The sequence below is a fragment of the Anaplasmataceae bacterium AB001_6 genome (assembly GCA_020002265.1).
Taxonomy (GTDB): Bacteria; Pseudomonadota; Alphaproteobacteria; order Rickettsiales; family Anaplasmataceae; genus AB001-6.
The window spans coordinates 899,267-920,720 of record CP048228.1; the positions used below are offsets into that span (position 1 = coordinate 899,267).

Consider the following 21,454-nt stretch of genomic DNA (forward strand, 5'->3'; position numbering starts at 1 on the left):
CCATAAACATAAAACTTAAATTAGAACAAAAAACAATTAAAATAAAAAATATAAGAAGTTCTAATTTATATAAACAGAATATTAACGCAAAAGTTTTAACATTATACTAATATAATTATGAATACAATATTCGCCCTTTCAACAATATTTGGTAAATCAGGAATAGCAATATTTAGAATATCCGGAGAAGACGCTTTTAAAACAATCAAACAACTTAAAATAACCAAAGAGTTAAAACCAAGAAGTGCAAATTTATGTAAAATATTCGACGAAGATGATGCAGAAATAGATAATTGCATCGTTATAAAATTTATAGCACCAAATAGCTTTACAGGTGAAAACATGGTGGAAATTCAAGCACATGGAAGTATAGCAATAATTAACAAAGTAACGCAAATATTAAGCCAAATTTTTAGAATTGCAGAACCAGGAGAATTTTCTAAAAGAGCATTTGAAAATAATAAGATGAATCTTATTGAAGCAGAAGGTTTATCAGATCTAATAGAAGCAGAAACTGAAGCACAACTAAAACAAGCAATACAACATACTTCTGGTCAATCGGGTGAAAAATATAATACATGGTATAAAAAAATATTAGAAATATTCTCTTTTAATGAAAGCATAATAGATTTTGCAGAAGCAGAAGAAGATGTGCCAAATAACATGTTGCAAACAATGATGAAAAAAATCAACTTCTTAAAAGAAGAGTTAATTGAAACTTTGGATGATAATCAAATAGGAGAAAAAATAAAAGAAGGCTTTAAGATATCGATCATAGGGAAACCAAATGTTGGAAAATCTTCTTTATTAAATAAAATAGCAAAAAGAGAGGTGGCTATAGTTTCAAATATAAAGGGTACAACTAGAGATATAATATCATTAGATATTAATTTGAAAGGCTACCCTATCACAATATATGACACAGCAGGCATAAGAAATGCCAATAATGAAATAGAAAATATCGGCATAAGAAAAGCAATTGAAAGTGCCCAAATTGCTGACTTTATAATTCTAATATCTACAATGGAATATATAACAGAAAATAGTACGATGTTAGATCAGATTGGAGTTGATGAAAAAAAAATTATTAGAGTAATTAGCAAAAAGGATCAAATAAATAATGTGGAAGAAGTACAAAAACAATATCCAAAAGACATCCTATATAGCAAAAATGATACAATAACCATAGATATCATAATGGATGAAATCTACAATAAAATAAAGAAAATGGATATTTTTCCTGCAGTAATAATAAGAAATAGACATAGAAACAATATTACATCTATGCTAGAAAAAATTTCCACGATAGATGCAAAAATGCCTCCTGAAATAATTGCTGAACAATTAAGATCTTGTAGCAAAAATATAGAAAATATAACTGGTCAATCAATTGAAAATGATCAGATTTTAGATGAAATATTTAGCACTTTTTGTATAGGAAAATAGCATATAACATTAATTCACATATTATTATATTAACATTCTAATTACCAAAATATATTAAATATTTTGATAATTTATATTTTTTTTGCATAAAATATTTTAAAAAACATATTATATGTAGTATACTATTGCATTCAATATAATATTTTGTACTGATGTTTGAAAATAATAATATAGATAATAATAATATAGATAATAATAATATAGATAATAATGTAGATAATTATTTTGCAGAAGATATGCATCCACTTTCTGATGAATCACAACCAGAATATGATTTATTAAAAGAAATGCCTCTGAAAGATAATAAGCCTAAAATTGACGATAGTAACAGCGATATGCAAATAGCTTATACATCATTACAGCAAAAGATTAACGAAAATAACAATTTAATGCTTAAAATTCACACAAAGATGGATTTGCTAAAAGATAAAACAATAGGCATTACATCAAAGATGATAGATTTGCTAAAAGATAAAAAAACGCTAATTACATCAGAGATAAATCATATGATGGCTGATATCAAAGATGTTACATCAGAGATATATTATGTGAAAAATGACATCAAAAACATTACATCAGAGATAGATTGTATGAAAGATGACATCAAAAATGTTACATCAGAGATGAATTGTATGAAAGATGACGTCAATTATATGATGAAGGAATATAAACCTCGAAGTTGGCTAAAAACAACAGCACTGAATATCACAGCATCTTTGGTAGTACAAGGGTTATTTATTTGCATTGCTAAGGGTATAAAACAGGAAAACTAAACCTAAACTAGTGGAGATGATAAATTTTATGAAAAATTTCAATGTTGAAATAAAAAGAATATTATTGTCTCTTCTTTGGGAATTTTGTTATGACTTTTCGTAGAAAATTATATATAGCTTTATGCCTAATTATAACGATATAACAAATAGCATTGAAACTATTAATTCTGTTAACACTTCTGCAGAAGATATAGACCAGCTTTTCGATGATCTACATGCACGATATGATTTATTAGAAGAGATTCTTTTAAAAAATAATGATCCTAAAGATGAGGATATTAACATTCAAATTAGGATAGATTTGTTAAAAAGAAAATTAATAAAAACTATGTCAGAGAAGAACTATATGATAGATGACACCAAAGAAATTATATCAAAGAAAAACTGTATGAAAGATGACATCAAAAACATTAAATCAGAGATGAAATGTACAAAAGATGACATCAATTATGTGATGAAGAAATATAAACCTCAAAGTTGGACAATGATATTATTAGATACCATAGTGAGGAATATAGTGCACGTTGTATATAAAAAATATGATTCCTGGGATAAGCGTAACAAAACTAGCTCTATAGATGAAAATTCTTACTATGGATAATTACAACGATATAACAAATAGCATTGAAACTATTAATTTTGCTAACACTTCTGCAGAAGATATACATCAGCCTTCTGATGATCTACATGCAAAATGTGATTTATTAGAAGAGATTCTTCCAGAAAATAATGATTCTAAAGATGAAGATATTAACAGCGATTCTGCAGAAGATATAGATCAGCTTTTCGATGATCTAAATGCAAAATATGATTTATTAGAAGAGATTCTTTCAGAAAATAATGATTCTAAAGATGAGGATATTAACAGCGATTCTGCAGAAGATATACATCAGCCTTCTGATGATCTACATGCAAAATGTGATTTATTAGAAGAGATTCTTCCAGAAAATAATGATTCTAAAGATGAGGATATTAACAGCGATTCTGCAGAAGATATAGATCAGCTTTTCGATGATCTAAATGCAAAATGTGATTTATTAAAAGAGATTCTTCCAGAAAATAATGATCCTAAAGATAAGGATATTAACAGCGATTCTGCAGAAGATATAGATCAGCCTTCTGATGATCTACATGCAAAATGTGATTTATTAGAGACAACAATTAGAGAAAATAACAAACTAATAGATGAAATGTACCAAGAATTACGCAGTACAAAAAAACAAATAAAATCAACAAACGATATTATAGATATTTTGCATGAAATATCGCGCAACCTTAGTGAAAAAAGTTTTACTGAGAAAATACAACAAATTACAGCTCAAGTTCTTCTTACATATACATTAAGACTCTTAATATGTTCAGCATATTCGGGAATAATGTATATATTTGATGTAATAAAAGCGTTCGCCGTTCGAATGCGCCTTTTATAGAATCTCTCTTATCCATTTTGATTTATAATCATGATATCTGAAATAAATGATGAAGCAGAAGCTAAAAATGCAGTAATTAGTAATAATTCTATAGAAGATGTATTACCTTCTATTAATATGCAAGAAAAATGTGATTTATTAAAAGAGATTCTTCTAGAAAATAATGATCCTAAAGATGAAGATATTAACAGCGATTCTGCAGAAGATATAGATCAGCCTTCTGATGATCTACATGCAAAATATGATTTATTAGAAGAGATTCTTCCAGAAAATAATGATCCTAAAGATGAAGATATTAACAGCGATTCTGCAGAAGATATAGATCAGCCTTCTGATGATCTACACGCAAGATGTGATTTATTAGAAGAAATGTGTATAATAAATAAAAATAAAAAATCTGAAATGAAAAAGATGCTACATGAGCTAAAAGAACAAAGTGTGCTAGATGATGATGTTATTAATTCTTTGCATAAAGCATTTCAACATAAAGATGCTTTTCAAACGAGATTAACATTTATAATAACAACTGCTATTGATTATATAGTAGATAAGATATTTTCTAAAAAGATCATACCAAAAACCGAAAAGTTCTTTAAATCTACACCTAATGCTATTAAGAAGCATGAAAAACTCAGAAATATGAGGATTAGAAAAAAGCAAGAGGAATGGAAAAAAGAAGGCGAGGTAGACCAGGATTTTTTGAAAAATACAATAAAAGAAGATGTTTTACGACGATGATATAATAATGTTTGAAACAAAAAATGAAGCGGAAGCTATCAGCATCGTGCCTAATAATAATTCTATAGAAGATGTATTATATTCTATTAATACGCAAGAAAAATGTAATTTATTAGAAGAAATGCCTCCAGAAAATAATGATCCTAAAGATGAAGATATTAACAGCGATTCTGCAAAAGATATACATCAGTCTTCCGATGATCTACACGCAAAATTTGATTTATTAAAAAAGATGTGTATAACAAATAAAAGTAAAATATCTAAAATAAAAAAGAAGTTGAGTAATATAAAAAAACAAATTGAAATAGATGATAATACTGTTGATTCTTTGCATAAAATAAAAATGTCTGAAAATTTTAAACCTAGAGATTTTGCTGTCACCCTATTAAACTCTACACTGTCAGAGATCATATCAAGCAGTATCAATGAGAAAATCTGTTATGTCACTAGAAAAATCCAATTTAGGAATATGTTTATATGTAATTTATTCGAATCTATGAATGGCTTGGATGAATATTTATAGCTGTAAAATTTAGGATATTTAGGATATTATATATATATTTTAAGTTTTTGCTTACATTATATACATTTTCATTTTATCTTCCTGCTGTGTATATTTTTTTATCTTATCTAGCTTCATTACAAGATAATTTTCCTATTTTTTTATAATTGTTATTTATGACACATAATTTACATAATTTAGATGTGGTTACTGGTATATCATCATCACACTTAGATGATGCTAAAATAAGTTGTGAAGTAACAGCCGGCAAAGGAGGAATTGATGATCATTTACCAGATTTTTTTAAAAATCTACAAGAAAATGATAAACTATCGCATCTTATATATATTGATGCGAAAATAAAAAACTTAGAATCTGATTTAGAAAGAAATACACATTTTCTAATAGAGATCTTAACTAAATTGAAGAAATTAGAGGAAAAATATGAAAAATTAACTGAATCATCAGAACAGCAAAAACAACTAAATGATTTTATACAAAAAAACTATCTTGAAACTACATTAGTACAGAAAATTGAAACAAAATTTGTAAAAAGCTTAAAATGGCTTGGAGCTGCTTTTTTCAGCTTATTGACTATTGGAGGAATATTGAAGATAACGTCATATATTACTGAATTTATTTTTAAGAAAAAACCATCAATACTTGGCAAAGATGACTAATCCATTGAAATATTGATAGCGTTTCCAGCAACAAACATTTCTATAGAAGTTAATCTAACATAGTGATATTTTTTACATAATTATGTTATCTATCTTTTGTAAAGACTCCTCTTTACTCAAATTGCTCACATTTATTTTCTTAGAAATTGCGGGAATAAAAATTTCCTTATCCTTAAATAATTTCATGAATATATTAGGATCTGTTATCTTATTTGTACCAATTCTGTCATCATTGGATATGCGTTTTAATATTGTCTGTGTATCTGAATATAATACTATTGGTTGTAATAAAAAGCCTATATCTTTTGATAGATCTACAACATCTTGATACCATTTTAAATCTTCGGGACTATCTTTACATAAAACATTTGTAAATATATACCCTCTTTCATTAGGTACAATTTTAATTGCATCAATCAATAATTTACGAATATTATAGATAGCCTCCCAAATGTGATCAGAGAGATTATTTGTGTTATCTAGTATATTTAAAATTAGATCATTTATTTTATGGCTATCTATTAAGATTAGTTTATATTTTTCAGAAATCATCTTTGCTAATGTAAATTTTCCTGATCCCGGGAGTCCTATTAGATACAGTATTTTGGATTTCATAACTTTTTACTCATAATAGATTTAATTTATTTAAAAATAGCGTTAGCAGCTATTAATAATGTGAAATAATTATTTACTCAACGCATTTTTGATAGAAATATTGATGAATTAACTTCATATAAGATACTCCTAAGCACTCAAAATTCAAAAAGATATTCTAATTGCAGTTTTGAAAATCATTCGTCAAAATGTATTCATCCACGATATTAATAGTAATTTTTCTGCAAATTTTGATATCAAAGACAAGACAAAATAGTTACAAAACTACCAGAAAATATTTTGCTCTTATCTAATGATATTATATATAATTTTACTATTTTGCATCTCATATTACAGATATAGATAAATCACTTTTAAATGCATCTTCACAAAATTATTCTAATTTTTTAAGCAATTTATTACAAAATAAGATTTACTTATAATTTTTTTCAGAAATAAATATCATATTTCAAAGTAACAAAATTTTGCAAACCTGATGATTATAAAAGCAAAAAATATTCTTATTTTCAAGATAAAAAGCACTTTTTTCTTAAATTTATAGCATGTTATTAATTGACGAAATATTAAAAAAATAGTACAATCTTTCGTTGGATTTATTGTTTAGGGGAGTTCTGGTTATGACAGAAGTAAAAGCTAATACAGAAAGTTTATTTTTGGACGATTTTGTTGTTAATTGTGATCAGTGTGCAAATAGTGTGCTTGATTTCATGAAAAATGTATCTGATAATGACCATAAAGATCATATGTTGTTCGCATTGAGCAATGTAAAAGATTCTTTAGAAAAAGGAGTAAGTAACAAAGACTCTTTGAAATCTGTTGAAGAAGATGCTCAATCTGAAAAAACAGAGGCAAATAACAAAGATCCTTTGAAATCTGTTGAAGAAGATGCTCAATCTGAAAAAACAGAGGCAAATAACAAAGATCCTTTGAAATCTGTTGAAGAAAATGCTCAATTTGAAAAAACAGAGGCAAATAACAAAGACCCTTCGAAATCTGTTGAAGAAAATGCTCAATTTGAAAAAACAGAAGCAAATAACAAAGACCCTTCGAAATCTGCTGAAGAAAATGCTCAATTTGAAAAAAAAGGAGATGACAAATATTTTGAGGATATTTGTAAAGAAAGCGGTTTGCTGGAAAATCCTCAACTTGAAAAAACAGAGGAAAATCTCAAAAATGTTGAAGAACCGTCCTATTTCTCTTGGTTTTATACAAAATCTTATGAATTAGGAAAATGTACTTTGGATGCTACGTTAAATATGGGAAAAAATCTGATTGGTCCCGCTACAGACATTATTACGAAAAGCAGCATTAAAGCTATAATAATGTATTCTCCACTAGGAACTGTATTAGGATTGGCATTATCAAAACTGCCTTTCGTCTATAAAGATATTCGGAATGTGTTTAAGCCTAAGGATTCGTTTTCCCGCGCAGCATCACTTACATTAGGCAAAATATCAGAAGATTTGACATCGTTATCGTCCATATGGGGAAACAAGGAAGATTGACGCCTAAATACACGCCGGCAGGTGAAGATTGGTGTGTAAATAAAGGTATTCTGATGCTTTCGGTTATGTTTACAAAATTTTTCTTTTAGTTTAGAATAGTTTTGTATTAAGTTAGTTAAATTTATAAGATTTTTTAAAAAATTATGGCAGTTCCTAAAAGAAAAAGAAGTGTAGAAAAGCGAGGTAAGCATAGATCTCATCAGCATTTAGAGGTTGGAAGATTGTCTTTTTGTGCTAAATCTGGAGAATATTTTAGACCTCATCATGCTACATCTAATGGATTCTATAAAGACAAGAAGATAGTTAATAATATTGCCCCTAAGAAGGATGTAATCGTTTAGATATAATGATTACTTGCTAGTAAGCTTGATATTTCATCTATCAGTTTTGCTGTTCATGTAAATTTTGGATCTTATGCGTATTTTATTAGAGAGTTTTTTTATCTGTTATTAGTATGAGAAAAATCAGTATTGCCATAGATGCTATGGGGGGGGATCGTGGTTGTAAAGAGGTAGTACGTGGTATTGGATTATTTTTAAAAAATTTAGATAAAAAAGATAAAAATAATTTTGACATAAGGTTCACCATTTACGGACTAGAAACGGAAATAAAGAAATTATTATATGACTATCCTAAGATTGCCAATATTTCTGAGATTTGTGGGTCTGTCACGGTTGTAGACAACAATGATAGACCACATATTGCACTAAAAAATAAAAAAGATTCTAGTATGTTTATGTCTGTTCAATCAGTAAAAGATGGTTTGAACAATTGTATAATTTCTGCTGGTAACACAGGCGCTTTGTTTTTGATTTCCAAATATGTAATGGGCACAATAGATGGTATATCTAGACCGGCCATAGTAGGAGTAATGCCTACGATGAAAGGAATGGCTGTTGTTTTAGATATGGGGGCTAATCTGGAATGCAATTCTGATGCACTAATTCAATTTGCTTATATGGGCACTGCGTTTGCAAAATCAGTGCTAAAAATCGAACAACCATCACTAGCCCTTATTAATATTGGAACAGAAGCATCTAAGGGAACAGATTCTATTAAAGAAGCATATCAAATATTGCAGTCGGGTGATAGGAGCGGTATCAATTTTAGCGGCTATATTGAACCTACAACTATATTTGATGGAAAAATAGATGTTATAGTAGGAGATGGCTTTACAGGGAATGTTTTAATCAAGACTATGGAAAGTACGTATCATTTTTTAATGAAAAATATTAAACAATCTATTTCAAAATCTTTTCTAAAAATGGGTTTTATCCCTTTGATTATGCTACGTTATTTATTTCTTAACAAAATGATCAGAAAATATAGACCACACAAGTGGAATGGAGCATTGTTCGCTGGAATTAATGGTACAGTGGTGAAAAGCCATGGAAATTCGACAGCTCTAGATTTTGCAAATGCGATAGAATTTGCTTTTAGAGCAGAAGCAAATAATCTAAAAGATAACATCGTAAATAATATAGAAAATATACAATGAAAAATTCCATTCCTCTAGCTGTTTCTAGTTTTTTACCAACAAGAACATTGAAGAATGATTATTTTGCCAAAGATTTAAGATTAGATACTTCTGATGAATGGATAAAGCAAAGAACTGGAATTCATAAAAGGCATGTTGTATCAAGTGAGACAACTGATGAAATGTGTGTTAGAGTTGCTCAAGATGTAGTAAAAAAAGCGAATATTTCTGCACAAAGTCTAGAGTGTATAATAGTTGCAACTTCAACAAGCAGTATGGCTTTTCCTGGTTGTAGTCAAATTGTACATAAAGCTCTGGGTTGTCAAAATAGTACCATAAGTTTTGATATACAAGTAGCATGTTCTGGTTTTGTATATGCTTTATACATTGCTAATTGTATAATGAAAACAAATAATATAAATAGAGCTCTAATTATTGGGGCTGATACGATGTCAAAGATAGTTGATTATTCTGATCGTTCAAGTTGCATACTTTTTGGAGATGGAGCAGGTGCTGTAATTCTTGAAAGCTGTTCATCGTCATTAGGAATGATTGATTTTATGATGGGAACAGATAGCAATTTAACAGATAAATTATACACAACAGGTGGTATTTTTGATGATAATAAGCCTATCCATATCAAGATGGATGGTGGAGCGATATATGTTAATGCAATAAAACGCATGGAGCAATCGATAACTAGTATTTTGAAGAAAAATGATATCTCTATAGATCAAATAAAATATTTTATACCACATCAAGCAAACATTAGAATTATAGAATCTTTAGCAAAATCTATGTCTATTGATATCAGTAAATTTGTCATTAATGTTGATAAACATGCAAACACTTCTGCTGCTTCTATTCCCCTATCTCTAGATACTGTTTTTGATAATATTACATCTGGAGATATAGTTGTTCTTTCAGCAGTTGGTGCTGGTTTTAATTGGGGAAGTGTCTTAATAAAATTTTGATATCATTATCATAATTTCATTCGTGGCTCAGGAGATACACTAATGTTTGAGCAATTTGGATTTATTAAGTATTTTTCTATTCCGGCCCAAGCTACCATAACTGCATTATCAGTGCATAGATCGATGGGTGGAAAATACACATTAAGAGAATATTTTGCTTTAATAACACTCTGTATTTTATTTCTTATATAACGATTTGCAGCGACTCCACCGGTAATAATCAAATTATTAATTGGGAAAGAATCCTCTAAAATAGAACATATTGTATTTTCTATTCTATTTAGTAATATCTCGTATATGCATTTTTGAAAAGAAGCACAAATATCCTGTTTTACATCTTCTGTTAAATGATCTATTTTTTCAATTAACAACTTAACATGTGTTTTTAACCCAGAGAAAGAGAAATTGTATTTACTTTTATCGATCAAAGGTTTAGGCATATGGAACTTATTTTCATTTCCTTTAGTGGCATATTTTTCAACTATAGGTCCTCCTGGATAAGGCATCCCTAACATTTTAGCTATTTTATCAAAGCATTCCCCGACAGCATCATCTAATGTTTCGCCTATCTTTTGATGATTTCCTACTCCTTTTGAATAAATCAATTGAGTGTGTCCACCAGATACCAAAAGTGTCAAAAATGGGAATTGTAAATCGTACAGCATCTTGGGTATTAATATGTGAGCTTCAAGATGATTGACGGCTATTAAAGGTTTATTTATGGTCATTGCAATAGATTTTGCTACCATTAATCCTATTATAAGCCCCCCTACTAATCCTGGGCCAACAGTAACAGCAACAATATCAATTTCATCCCATGAAATCCCTGCTTCTTCCATAGCGGCATGAATAAGTGGTTGGATTAAAATAATATGCTGTCTAGCTGCATGCTCTGGATATACGCCCCCAAATTTTTTATGATCTTGAGAGACTAATTTATTTGATAAAATCTTTTTATCACTATTAATTATTGCAACGGCTGTTTCATCACAACTAGTTTCTATAGCAAGAGCACAAATGGACATCACAATAATTTTTATTGATTAAATAAAAATTCATCATAGAATTTTTTGGCACCTGGATGTAAAGGGATGGTAGCAATCACACTATCTGGATACATAGATTGCAATGAAATATCAGCAAAGAGTGGATGTAATAATCTCAGACGTTCAATATTTTGATACATTGATTTAAGCAAGATATATACACTCTCTTCTGAAAAATCCTGCACAGTGTACAGAGTAGCTTTTATACTAATAGTTTTAACATCTTCAGTATTATTATACATCCCCGGCGATAAATAAAATTTCTTATAAAATGGATATGTATGAGTTAAATGATTTATCAAATCATCATCTAGATTGATTAGCCGTGCATTACAAGTTGCCACAGCTTCTTGCACCATACCACTTGGATTTCCGATAAAATCAACCATCATATCTATTTTTCCATCACAAAGAGATTGTGCTTGTTCAACAGAACGTAGTTCCGTTACCACAGGGAAATCTTTTTTAATATCCCATTTTAAGTAATCAAAAGAATAATCTAAAATTTTTCTAACTCCTGTACCAGGTATTCCATGATTTATAACATGACCTTTTAGATCTTTAAAAGAATGTATATCAGAATCATCGCGTACTAATATAACAAAAGATTCTTCTTGTAAAGTAGCAATTGATCTCAAATCTTCAATTTTTTGAGCATCATTTTCGGAAATAGCACGATCTATAGCCCAGTCATTTTGCACAAGTGCAACATCCACATATCTTTGCTTTAAAGCATTCAAATTATACAGGGAACCAGGAGTTGATTGTACATCACAAAATAAATTATTGTGTTCTTTCTCCCTACTTTCATTGATAAAAGAACAGATATTACTCCCCACGCTATAATATACTCCTGACAGAGAGGCTGTCCCAATACGTATAAATTGCCTATCCTTATTGCTTAAAAGGAGCATTAAGCAAAATGAAACTATAACAACAGATAATATACAGATCTTTAGAATTTTACTCATTAACGAAGAAATAAAATTAGAAACGCCACTAATTATAGCATATAATCATAGCATTATACTATATTCCATTTTAACACGTACTGCATGAATTGGGACTTTATCATTACCAAAGAGAGAATTCCGTATAACGTATCCCTAAATGTTATGGAAAATAAGGTTCAAAACATATATTATAAAGCGGAAAAAGAATTGGTATGGTTTCTAGAGCACACTGATGTATATACTGCAGGTATAAGCGCTGTAGATAGCGATATTAAAAATTGCAACATCCCAATATGTCATACTAACAGGGGTGGGAAGCATACGTATCATGGTCCTGGACAAAGAATAGGTTATCTTTTATTAGATCTAAAAAAACGTAACAGGTGTAATGTCAAAAATTATGTAAAAGATCTGGAAATCATAATTATTAGAACTCTTAATGCTTTTAATATTGATGCATATATCAAAGAAGACATTATAGGTGTATGGATAAATAATGGAAAATCAGAAGAAAAGATAGCGGCAATAGGTGTTAGAATGAAAAAATGGATTACATATCATGGTTTTGCAATAAATCTTTCCACTGATTTAAATAAATTTAAACAGATTGTCCCTTGTGGTATCAGCGATAAAGGTGTGACATCGGTATCGAAGATATTGGGAGATAATTACTGCAAAGAATTTTTCGATAAAATATTATACGAAAACATATACAAGCAGTTCAATGAGACATGAATGAAATAATAAAGATTGAAGTAACTTGTGAGCAAGATAATAATACAAGGCTTGATCAATTTTTATCTGATAAGATAGATAAAGTATCACGTACTCAAGTAAAGAGTGCAATATTAGATGGAAAGGTCTCAGATAATTCTGGCTATAATGAATTCAAACCCAATCACAAAGTAAAAATAGGTGATATATATTCTCTAGAATATAGGGAACAAAAATTTTTCTCAAAACTATCAGATAATTTTCCTATTAAAATACTCTATGAAGATGAATATCTTATTATTATAGATAAACCGGCCAATCTTGTTGTACATGCTGGCACAGGGACTAATCAAAACACTCTATCTGATTTAATAAAATCTAAAATAAATATCGAAAGCTTCATGCAAGAAAATTGCTGTAGATCTGGCATAGTACACAGATTAGACAAAGATACAACAGGAACATTATTAATAGCAAAAAATAGTACTATACATAGCAAACTTTCTATAATGTTTGCAGAAAAAAAAATTAAAAGAAAATATATAGCAATTACTCAGGGCATTCCTAAAAACATAGAAGATACAATAAAAACTAAAATTGCTCTATCAAAAAGAGAAAAAGGGAAGATGAGCATATCTTATAATAGAGGGAAATTAGCAATAACACATTACTGTTTAATAGGTCAAATAAACGATTGTGCTGTATTAGATGTAGAATTGGAAACTGGGAAAACACACCAAATAAGGTTGCATATGCAATATAATTCAACTCCAATAATTGGAGACAGAACATATAATAATAGTGATAAATACCATCATCTAATAAAAAGACAAGCATTGCATTCCTATAAAATAGGATTCATGCATCCCGTATTACAACAAAAGATAACTGTGCATTCAAATTTACCATCTGATGTACAATTCTTGGTTAAAAATTTGACTTTATAGAATATTATAGCTATCTTACCTTAAATTTGATATCGTCATTATAATAGTCATATACTGTAGATCTAATAAATGTTTTTTTATGTAAATTAAGTAACAATATTCTCTTTTCATAATATATGATGCTAAAATTTTTGCATACTAGAATCAGAATTCTGATTTGTATTTTCTGTGCTTATTTCTTAATTAGCAATTTAGGAATAAACAACGCATATACAAAAACAGTAAAACACTCTGACCCAATAGATGAAGTCATGTGGATAGTCAAAAATTATTATGTGAAAAATATCGATGATGATACAGAATTATATCAAAATGCAATTAAAGGCATAATGCAGTCTCTTGATGAATATTCTTATTTTATATCTGAGAAAGATATGAAAAAATTCAACGACCAAATTTCTGGTACATTTGATGGTTTTGGGATAAATATTGCCAGAAAAAGAGGATTATTGATGATAGATAATGTTTTTATAAATAGTCCAGCAGAAAAATCAGGCATCAAAAAAGGAGATATAATTAGATATGTAAATGGTGATAGGATAAGTACACATATAAGTGCAAAAAGTGCTACCCAAATCATAGAACATCCTGAAAAGAAAAGTTTAACGCTCACCATTATCCGTGACGGGGTATTATTAACTTTTGATCTAAAATCCAAGGTTTTTGAAATATATCCACTAGCTTTACAAGAAGAATGTGATTTTCTGTATATCAAGATATCACATTTTATGGAAGGTGTTGCACAAAAAATAAAACAAGAATTAAAAACTAGATTAAAGAAAAATAATTATAAAGGTCTAATAATAGATTTAAGGCATAATTCTGGAGGAGTTTTCACAGAAGCGATACAATCTGCTGATCTTTTTTTAGATGATGTAACTATTGCTGTTGTAGCAGATAAAAAAGATTCTGAAGATGTGAAAGTATATACAGGGAAAAAAAGAAATACTATTTTAAATTCGGATATTCCAATAACAGTATTAATAGATCGTAATACTGCATCAGCTGCTGAAATATTTTCTGCGGCATTACAAGATAATGAAAGAGCACTTTTAATTGGAGAACAAACTTATGGAAAGGGTTCATTGCAAACAGTTATATCTCTTGATACTATAGATGCTGCAGTAAGCATGACTACAGATTATCTGTATACTCCAAATGGTAAAGCGTATAATAAGATAGGCATAAGGCCTGATATCTTTTTACCGATTGAAGATGTATTATCAAAAGATATAGAAAGCAAATGTAACGTTTTACATGATGGTATTTATATGAATGATAATCAGGCTAATTATGCTATGAATCTAATATTAAGACAAAATAAATGAAATTAACTATTAATAATATTATTGAATAATTGTCTTATTCTAATAAAATAAAACTTTTTAACCATCATAAAATCAAGAGTAATAAATATGAAAATATTGCTTATTATTAACATAGTGCTTTTCATTGCTCTCTCTTTTATAGTTACCACAGAATTCATTCTTGTAGATTATAACAGTCAGATAATAAAAGAAAATCGTAAAAAGATATCATTAATAGAGATTGCATTGGGAAAAGAAGTTCTTAAAGAAAATATAGAAGAAGAACAAATAATAGAAATTGACCAAACAATAGATAAGCTAATAGAAAGTGATATTAATCAAAACATGAATATTACTCAAACAGAAGCAGCTAAAAATACTACTAATAAAGAAAAAGTATTCATCTTTTTTTCTTCCAACATTGAGGATACAAATTTAAACCTGCTAAATGATATAATAAAAAATACAGATATGTTCATTGTTTCTCCATATTATATATCTGCTCATAGATTGCTTGAATACAACAATAACATTTTTATAAATCTTCCAATCCAAAGTGCAAATGAAAATGATTATGCGGGTGGCCCATTACGTATCGATTCTAAAATACCTAAACAGCAGAATATTGAGAATATACATAAAATCTTGTTAAAACATCCTTATCTAAAAGGATTTTTCATATCAGACGAAATAACAAAAATATCAGAGGAATTTCTAAAAGAATTTTTACAAATCTGCGATAAAAATAACATAAAAATTATTGCTAAAAATAAAGATATATCAGATATTTTAATAAAATATCCAGAAGCAAAAAATGTGGAAATTATAATTCCAGGATACGTATTTGAAAGTGTAGTAGAATATAACAATTTTATCCAAAAAACATCGATAAAAATTGACGATAAAAATGTATTTTTAATAAACAGAATAGAAGGTCTGAAATCTATAGAAAGATAAATATGAGAGGTTTAATAGCGAAAATAACAGAATTTATTTTACTTTACTTATCTGATTCTTTTTCTGAATATTAGAGGAAGATGCTTTCTTCTCTTTATGATCCAAACTATTAACTAATTTACTACCAAAAGATTTAATCTTATCTATGTTATCCTCTCCTAGAGAATCAGATACCACCTCTTCAAATGATAGAAAAAAATAATTATATGAAAAAGAATGCGCAACCCATAATGGGACTCTGTGGTTGGGATCTTTTAGATTTTTGTTATTTTCTTTGTAAGGATAAAAAGATACATAAAATATTTTAACAACTGCTATAAAGCAAAACATAATCATTGCTCCTTTGCAAAAGCCAATAGCACCACCTACCGTACGATCAAATAAGCCCAGTCTAATTGGCTTAATGAGATTAAGTAAGACAGAATTAAGAAACATAAAAAATATAGTGCTTGCGATATATAATACAGCAATAACAACAATTTTTACCAACATAGTGTCATCTAGATCAAACAGCTGTATAACTAAGCCGTGAAATTTCATGGTAACCAAAACAGCAAAAAGAACAACAAATAATAACATCATCTCTTTCACAGAGCCACGCCAAACACCGATAGCTGTCATTAACAATAATAATATTAGAAAAATACCATCTATAACTGAAATCATCTGAATAAATATTTTTTCTTTAAAAATAGTAATATAAAAACAAAAGCCGCAGCTGAACAAATTTGATAATATGTAAATCTATAACAAGCTGTACTCAAATTTTTTATCATGTCTCCTCTTTTTATCCCTACAAAATAAGCAGGCGTTCCTTTAGAAACACTATCCACTATTATCATACTATTATCATCAGTCAAATGATATTGTTTTACCCCAAGACTAACCAATGCATGTTTTACAGAATAAAATTTTTCACCTGCGTAATCATATATTTTTACAACACGATCAGAGGAGTGAAATTTACCTTTGATATCTAGCTTCAACAGATCAAAATTTTGATCTACGTGTTGATCTATTATATGATTCTCAATTTCTACATTACGATAATCCAATATATAATTGCTATGTGTAACAATATTTGGACACATCATAAGAAGACCGACTGCAGCAAATAATATGTTGTCGACTACACTGTTCTTAGTAATTAAGTAGGACTGCATAGCAATAGAAATTGCTAAAATTCCAACGACAGCAAATATCGTGACAAATAAGCCGTCTATAAGAGACGATAATCCATAATAAACCAATTTATGGTTAAATATAAATAAAAAGGGGATAACAATAGTTCTTATATTATAATAAAAAGCTTGAATCCCAGTTTTTAATGGGTTCGCACGCGCTATTGCAGCAGAAGTATAAGACGCTAAACCCACTGGAGGTGTAACATCCGCCAATATTCCAAAATAAAAAACAAATAAGTGTAATGATACCGGAATAACAAACATACCATTCATATATGTTAATTGTTTCAAGACGGGCACCATTATAGTAGCTACTATGATATAACAAGCTGTCGTTGGCATTCCCATTCCCAAGATTATGCATACAAAACCTGTAATTAAAAGTGCAAAAATTACGTTTCCAAACGAAAATATATCTATTAGAGTACCAAATTTCAACCCTATTCCAGTAAGAGATACACTCCCTACTATAATTCCAGCAGTAGCAGTAGCAACAGCTACAACAGACATATTACGTGCAGTGGATACCAAAGAATCTATAGTATCTCCAAAACTAAGGCGCAAATATCGTTTAATGCTTGAAAAATCTCTTCTCATGAAACATACTATTCCGTCATGAAAAAATAAGATAAAAAAGAGAGATAAAACGGTCCAATAAGCTGAGCTAGCAGGTGACAATCTTTCAACTATTAACAGCCATACTAAAAGAAATATAGGAAGTAAAAAATGAAGCCCTCTTCTTAAGATTCTATACCAAGTATCTTTATTAGATAAAATATCATTCTCTTCTTGTTCGATTGTCTCATCCAAATCGTACATAGAACGATTGAAAAAAACTATCGTAAGATATGCAGCAACAAAAAGAAAAGTAACAACATAAATAGAATCATGACCAAAAAACTTTTTGATACCAAGGAAATTATTAAAACCTTCGATTAAAAAGTATATAGTTCCTACAACAATGAAGATCGTAATAAAACAGATAAAAAACCTGAAAATCATCCTCAATGGATTCAAAGAAACTGTATCATTGTATCGCAAATTAAGTTTAATCGCTTCAATTCTCACCATGTACAACAACGCTATATATATCAATACAGCAGGTAAGAAAGCATATTTAATAATTTGATCATAAGGCATTGAAAGATATTCTGCCATTAAAAAAGCTGCTGCCCCCATAACAGGTGGCATAACTTGTCCATTAACTCCTGCAGAAACTTCAATAGCAGCGGCTTTTTCAGGCTGAAAGCCCAATTTTTTCATTATTGGGATAGTCAATGAACCTACAGTTATAGTGTTAGCTATTGAAGAACCTGATATCATTCCCATTAATCCAGATGCAACAACTGAAGCCTGTGCAGGTCCTCCTCTAAAAGAACCTAACAAAGAAAACGATAGCTTAATAAAAAAATCACCAGCTCCGGTTTTTTCAAGTAAATTGCCAAATAAAACATACAGAAAAATAAAATCTGCAGAAACTCCTAAAGCCGTTCCAAAAACTCCTTCTGCAGTAAACCACTGATGCGTTATGATAGATTTTAGACTGATACTTCCTGAAGCTAAAAAATCTGGAAAGAAAGGCGCTAACAATGCGTAGCTTAAACATAATAACGCAAGTATAACTATCGCTAAACCGACTGCTCGCCTAGCTGATTCCAAAAGAATAGCCAAACCTATGTATGCTATACATACCTGTAAAAAAGTAGTTAATCCAATATTCTGATTGATAGAATTATAAAAGATAAATAAATAAGAAAGTGATAATGCAATAAAAGAAATAAGCAACCAATCAAACCATGGAATCCGACTGGAGGTGCTAGAACCCTTACTTCCTGCAAAAGACATAAGAACCATTATCACTCCAAACAAAAGATGTAAAATTCTTACTTTTTGATCATTTAAAACAAATGCTTGTATGTGAAAAATAGAAGTTAAATATAAGGCAGCAGGTGAAGCAACATACACCTGCATCAAAGACCATAAAAGAGCAATAAAAAACAAAAATTTAAAAGATCTAGATTTTCCGTCTGGACGAGACCCATACTCTTTTTCTAAAATTTTCTTAAGATCTTTTCTAACCATAGAAACACAAAATAAAGAACAAACAAACAATAAATTAATTATTAATTAAAATCAACTTAACTTTTTGGAAACAAATTTTTCTAACAGTTCAAAATTATCTATTTTATTCGATTTTGAACAAACTGAATCATCAATAGATGTATTGACAATTTCCCTAGCAATGTCAAGACACCTAAAATGTACCTGTAGAAATAACTCCTTATTATATTTGTCTTTATTAACCTTTAAATCGTTAGATAAAATTAAAAAATTGTCATCTATATCACGTTTAAATTTAGCAAATATTTTTTCAGATTCTTCCTTAGAAAGATCAAGTATTTTTTCGGCTTCGAGATCAATTTTCTCCTTTTTTTTGATCTTTTCGATCAAGATAGCTTCAGAATCATCAAGTAGATCAAACGATTTGCGTATCTTAAAACTTAAATCTTTTATATAATCATTAACAGCAGTCTTTAACAATCGACTAACAGGTTTATAACAAATAACAAAAGCAACAAAAAAAGCTAAAGCCAAAATTTGAAAATCAGAGAACATCGTCTGTACCAACTTCATCAAAAAAACAAGATAACTTAAGTCTGATAGAATCTTTTATTCCTTCTGATAACGAAAGTGCTCCTAAATCTCCTGAATGACGACATAAAACTTCTTGTAAAATAATATCACGTAGAGAAATTATATAACGAATCAAAATTTCCTCATTTTTCCTCATGCTATCTAATAAGAGAAAACACTCCTTTCTATATTTATCCTTAAGTTGGTCATAATCATCATGCTTAACAGTACGGTAATTTTCAACTTTCAGTAAAGCATCTTCTATCATATCTCTCCCACTATTTCTAGCCTTTTCTAGAATCTTATCACAATAACAATCAATCTCCGCCACCTGAGATAAATTTTCATCAGACTGCTTAATATTATCTGCCATCCTAAACTTCCTGTGTTTAAAAACATGCTCAATACGAGATATATAAAGAAATTTAATAACCACAAAAAGCAAAGTAAAGGATGCAATCAACCAAAATATTTGTGACGGATAATTTGATACATCAAGTTGAGGCATATCATTAAATTATGAAAATATTAATAATAATGCCAAAACAAAAGAAAATAAGCCCATTGCTTCCACTAGCGCAGCCCCAGCATAAACATATCTTTTCAATTTATCCTCTGATTCTGGATTACGAGCTATCCCATCCAACATCTTAGCAAAAATATTAGATACTCCTAACGCCGCACCCAACATACCAAAAACAAGCAATCCAACAGCAATATACTTCAGATCCATATAAAAAAACCTCTAAAACAATATATAACAATTTATAAAAATAATACTCTAATGAGAAGAATACGCATCTCCTAAATATATACAAGTTAAAACAACAAATATATAAGCTTGCAGCATAGAAATAAATATCTCAAATATTATCAAAAGCACTATAAATACAAAAGAAAAAGGCGCAAAAATAATAGACGCCATATGCATAAAAGAAGCAATAACCTCTATTATAGTATGCCCCGCCACCATGTTAGCAGCCAATCTAATTGCCAAGCTCGCAGGGCGAAATAGATAAGTACTAAACTCAAGTAAAAACATGAGTGGTGAAAGCCATCTTGGAGTGCCTGCTGGCAAAAAAATTGAGAAAAATGATACACGATATTTAGCAAATGTTACAACAAGTACATAACAAAAAACCATCAAAGACAATGCCAAAGTCACAACAATTTGACTTGTTGCTGTAAACACCATTGGCAAGGGTAACATACCAATTAAATTGCAAAATAGAATAAATAAAAACATTGTGAGCACGAATGGCATATGCTTAATCGCACTATGATCGGTATTATCAATTACAATATCACGAACAAACACATATACCATTTCTGCCATTGCCTGAAAAAAACATGGGACTATTGATATATTCTTCACTGACTTAAAAATCAACATTGAAGCAAACAGAACCGCTAAAGACATGAAAAGAGAAGAATTCGTAAAAGTCAGATCAAGACCAAAAACCGACGGTAACTCAAATATAGGCTTAACTTTAAATTGTTCCAATGGACTGATAGACACAAAAAACCTTCTATAAAATTTGCATTAAAAAAGCAAAAAACCTTAAGGAATTC

At 29.3% G+C, this 21,454-nt stretch carries 24 protein-coding genes; 15 read left to right on the forward strand and 9 right to left on the reverse strand.

The annotated features are described in order from the left end of the window. Nucleotides 1-117: 117 nt before the first annotated feature. The 7 genes from mnmE (at nt 118) to GUI12_04235 (ending at nt 5,569) form a co-directional block, all read left to right on the forward strand. On the forward strand, nt 118-1,446 hold the full coding sequence (gene mnmE / locus GUI12_04205; GenBank protein UAT43334.1) for a tRNA uridine-5-carboxymethylaminomethyl(34) synthesis GTPase MnmE: 1,329 nt from the start codon (nt 118-120) through the stop codon (nt 1,444-1,446). A 152-nt stretch (nt 1,447-1,598) separates the two neighbouring features. Next, nucleotides 1,599-2,219 carry a hypothetical protein gene (locus GUI12_04210; GenBank protein ID UAT43335.1) on the forward strand — a complete coding sequence of 207 codons (621 nt, stop codon included), beginning with the start codon at nt 1,599-1,601 and terminating at the stop codon, nt 2,217-2,219. A 121-nt stretch (nt 2,220-2,340) separates the two neighbouring features. After that, nucleotides 2,341-2,820 carry a hypothetical protein gene (locus tag GUI12_04215; protein ID UAT43336.1) on the forward strand — a complete coding sequence of 160 codons (480 nt, stop codon included), beginning with the start codon at nt 2,341-2,343 and terminating at the stop codon, nt 2,818-2,820. After that, nucleotides 2,798-3,649, forward strand: a complete 852-nt coding sequence (locus GUI12_04220; protein UAT43337.1) for a hypothetical protein — start codon at nt 2,798-2,800, stop codon at nt 3,647-3,649. The genes GUI12_04215 and GUI12_04220 overlap by 23 nt, the downstream gene beginning before the upstream one ends. A gap of 30 nt (nt 3,650-3,679) precedes the next feature. Then, nucleotides 3,680-4,387, forward strand: a complete 708-nt coding sequence (locus tag GUI12_04225; GenBank protein ID UAT43338.1) for a hypothetical protein — start codon at nt 3,680-3,682, stop codon at nt 4,385-4,387. Then, a complete protein-coding gene (locus GUI12_04230; protein UAT43339.1) occupies nt 4,371-4,910 on the forward strand; it encodes a hypothetical protein in 540 nt (179 codons plus the stop codon). The genes GUI12_04225 and GUI12_04230 overlap by 17 nt, the downstream gene beginning before the upstream one ends. Nucleotides 4,911-5,065: 155 nt before the next feature. Beyond that, the gene (locus tag GUI12_04235) at nt 5,066-5,569 is read left to right on the forward strand and encodes a hypothetical protein (GenBank protein ID UAT43340.1); all 504 of its coding nucleotides are present in this window, start codon (nt 5,066-5,068) and stop codon (nt 5,567-5,569) included. Between the two features lie 72 nt (nt 5,570-5,641). Here the strand turns inward: GUI12_04235 and GUI12_04240 are convergent, their stop codons facing one another. Then, nucleotides 5,642-6,184: a hypothetical protein gene (locus GUI12_04240; GenBank protein UAT43341.1), complete on the reverse strand. Its 543-nt coding sequence runs from the start codon at nt 6,182-6,184 to the stop codon at nt 5,642-5,644. A 617-nt stretch (nt 6,185-6,801) separates the two neighbouring features. Between GUI12_04240 and GUI12_04245 the strand changes: the two genes are divergently transcribed. The 4 genes from GUI12_04245 to GUI12_04260 all read left to right on the forward strand — a co-directional run bounded on the left by GUI12_04245 (nt 6,802) and on the right by GUI12_04260 (nt 10,140). After that, nucleotides 6,802-7,689, forward strand: a complete 888-nt coding sequence (locus GUI12_04245; GenBank protein ID UAT43342.1) for a hypothetical protein — start codon at nt 6,802-6,804, stop codon at nt 7,687-7,689. A 143-nt stretch (nt 7,690-7,832) separates the two neighbouring features. Then, on the forward strand, nt 7,833-8,030 hold the full coding sequence (gene rpmF / locus GUI12_04250; protein ID UAT43343.1) for a 50S ribosomal protein L32: 198 nt from the start codon (nt 7,833-7,835) through the stop codon (nt 8,028-8,030). A gap of 113 nt (nt 8,031-8,143) precedes the next feature. Next, the gene (plsX, locus tag GUI12_04255) at nt 8,144-9,187 is read left to right on the forward strand and encodes a phosphate acyltransferase PlsX (protein UAT43344.1); all 1,044 of its coding nucleotides are present in this window, start codon (nt 8,144-8,146) and stop codon (nt 9,185-9,187) included. Next, nucleotides 9,184-10,140 (forward strand): ketoacyl-ACP synthase III, encoded by a 957-nt coding sequence (locus GUI12_04260; protein ID UAT43345.1) that lies wholly within the window; start codon nt 9,184-9,186, stop codon nt 10,138-10,140. Before plsX ends, GUI12_04260 begins: the two co-directional genes overlap by 4 nt. A gap of 8 nt (nt 10,141-10,148) precedes the next feature. Here GUI12_04260 and tsaD read toward each other — a convergent pair whose 3' ends face one another. Together tsaD and GUI12_04270 are read right to left on the reverse strand one after the other, a co-directional pair. Then, nucleotides 10,149-11,165 carry a tRNA (adenosine(37)-N6)-threonylcarbamoyltransferase complex transferase subunit TsaD gene (gene tsaD, locus GUI12_04265; protein UAT43346.1) on the reverse strand — a complete coding sequence of 339 codons (1,017 nt, stop codon included), beginning with the start codon at nt 11,163-11,165 and terminating at the stop codon, nt 10,149-10,151. An 11-nt stretch (nt 11,166-11,176) separates the two neighbouring features. Then, the gene (locus GUI12_04270; GenBank protein ID UAT43347.1) at nt 11,177-12,157 is read right to left on the reverse strand and encodes a TAXI family TRAP transporter solute-binding subunit; all 981 of its coding nucleotides are present in this window, start codon (nt 12,155-12,157) and stop codon (nt 11,177-11,179) included. Between the two features lie 84 nt (nt 12,158-12,241). Here GUI12_04270 and lipB point away from each other — a divergent pair, with 84 nt between their 5' ends. The 4 genes from lipB to GUI12_04290 all read left to right on the forward strand — a co-directional run bounded on the left by lipB (nt 12,242) and on the right by GUI12_04290 (nt 16,064). Continuing rightward, complete coding sequence (gene lipB / locus GUI12_04275) at nt 12,242-12,874, forward strand: lipoyl(octanoyl) transferase LipB (GenBank protein ID UAT43348.1); 633 nt, start codon at nt 12,242-12,244, stop codon at nt 12,872-12,874. Further along, nucleotides 12,871-13,800 (forward strand): RluA family pseudouridine synthase, encoded by a 930-nt coding sequence (locus GUI12_04280; protein ID UAT43349.1) that lies wholly within the window; start codon nt 12,871-12,873, stop codon nt 13,798-13,800. Before lipB ends, GUI12_04280 begins: the two co-directional genes overlap by 4 nt. Nucleotides 13,801-13,916: 116 nt before the next feature. After that, complete coding sequence (locus tag GUI12_04285) at nt 13,917-15,128, forward strand: PDZ domain-containing protein (GenBank protein UAT43350.1); 1,212 nt, start codon at nt 13,917-13,919, stop codon at nt 15,126-15,128. A gap of 87 nt (nt 15,129-15,215) precedes the next feature. Beyond that, entirely contained in the window at nt 15,216-16,064 is an 849-nt protein-coding gene (locus GUI12_04290) for a hypothetical protein (GenBank protein ID UAT43351.1), read from the forward strand. Between the two features lie 33 nt (nt 16,065-16,097). On the opposite strand, the gene GUI12_04295 is transcribed toward GUI12_04290, so the two are convergent. The 6 genes from GUI12_04295 to GUI12_04320 form a co-directional block, all read right to left on the reverse strand. Then, nucleotides 16,098-16,730, reverse strand: a complete 633-nt coding sequence (locus GUI12_04295) for a CvpA family protein (GenBank protein ID UAT43352.1) — start codon at nt 16,728-16,730, stop codon at nt 16,098-16,100. Next, nucleotides 16,727-19,330: a TRAP transporter permease gene (locus GUI12_04300; GenBank protein ID UAT43353.1), complete on the reverse strand. Its 2,604-nt coding sequence runs from the start codon at nt 19,328-19,330 to the stop codon at nt 16,727-16,729. Before GUI12_04300 ends, GUI12_04295 begins: the two co-directional genes overlap by 4 nt. Before the next feature lie 51 nt (nt 19,331-19,381). Next, entirely contained in the window at nt 19,382-19,864 is a 483-nt protein-coding gene (locus GUI12_04305; GenBank protein ID UAT43354.1) for a hypothetical protein, read from the reverse strand. Beyond that, nucleotides 19,854-20,318: a hypothetical protein gene (locus GUI12_04310; GenBank protein ID UAT43355.1), complete on the reverse strand. Its 465-nt coding sequence runs from the start codon at nt 20,316-20,318 to the stop codon at nt 19,854-19,856. Before GUI12_04310 ends, GUI12_04305 begins: the two co-directional genes overlap by 11 nt. 81 nt (nt 20,319-20,399) lie before the next feature. Continuing rightward, complete coding sequence (locus GUI12_04315; GenBank protein UAT43356.1) at nt 20,400-20,615, reverse strand: F0F1 ATP synthase subunit C; 216 nt, start codon at nt 20,613-20,615, stop codon at nt 20,400-20,402. Between the two features lie 48 nt (nt 20,616-20,663). After that, on the reverse strand, nt 20,664-21,395 hold the full coding sequence (locus tag GUI12_04320; GenBank protein UAT43449.1) for a F0F1 ATP synthase subunit A: 732 nt from the start codon (nt 21,393-21,395) through the stop codon (nt 20,664-20,666). Nucleotides 21,396-21,454: the final 59 nt, after the last annotated feature.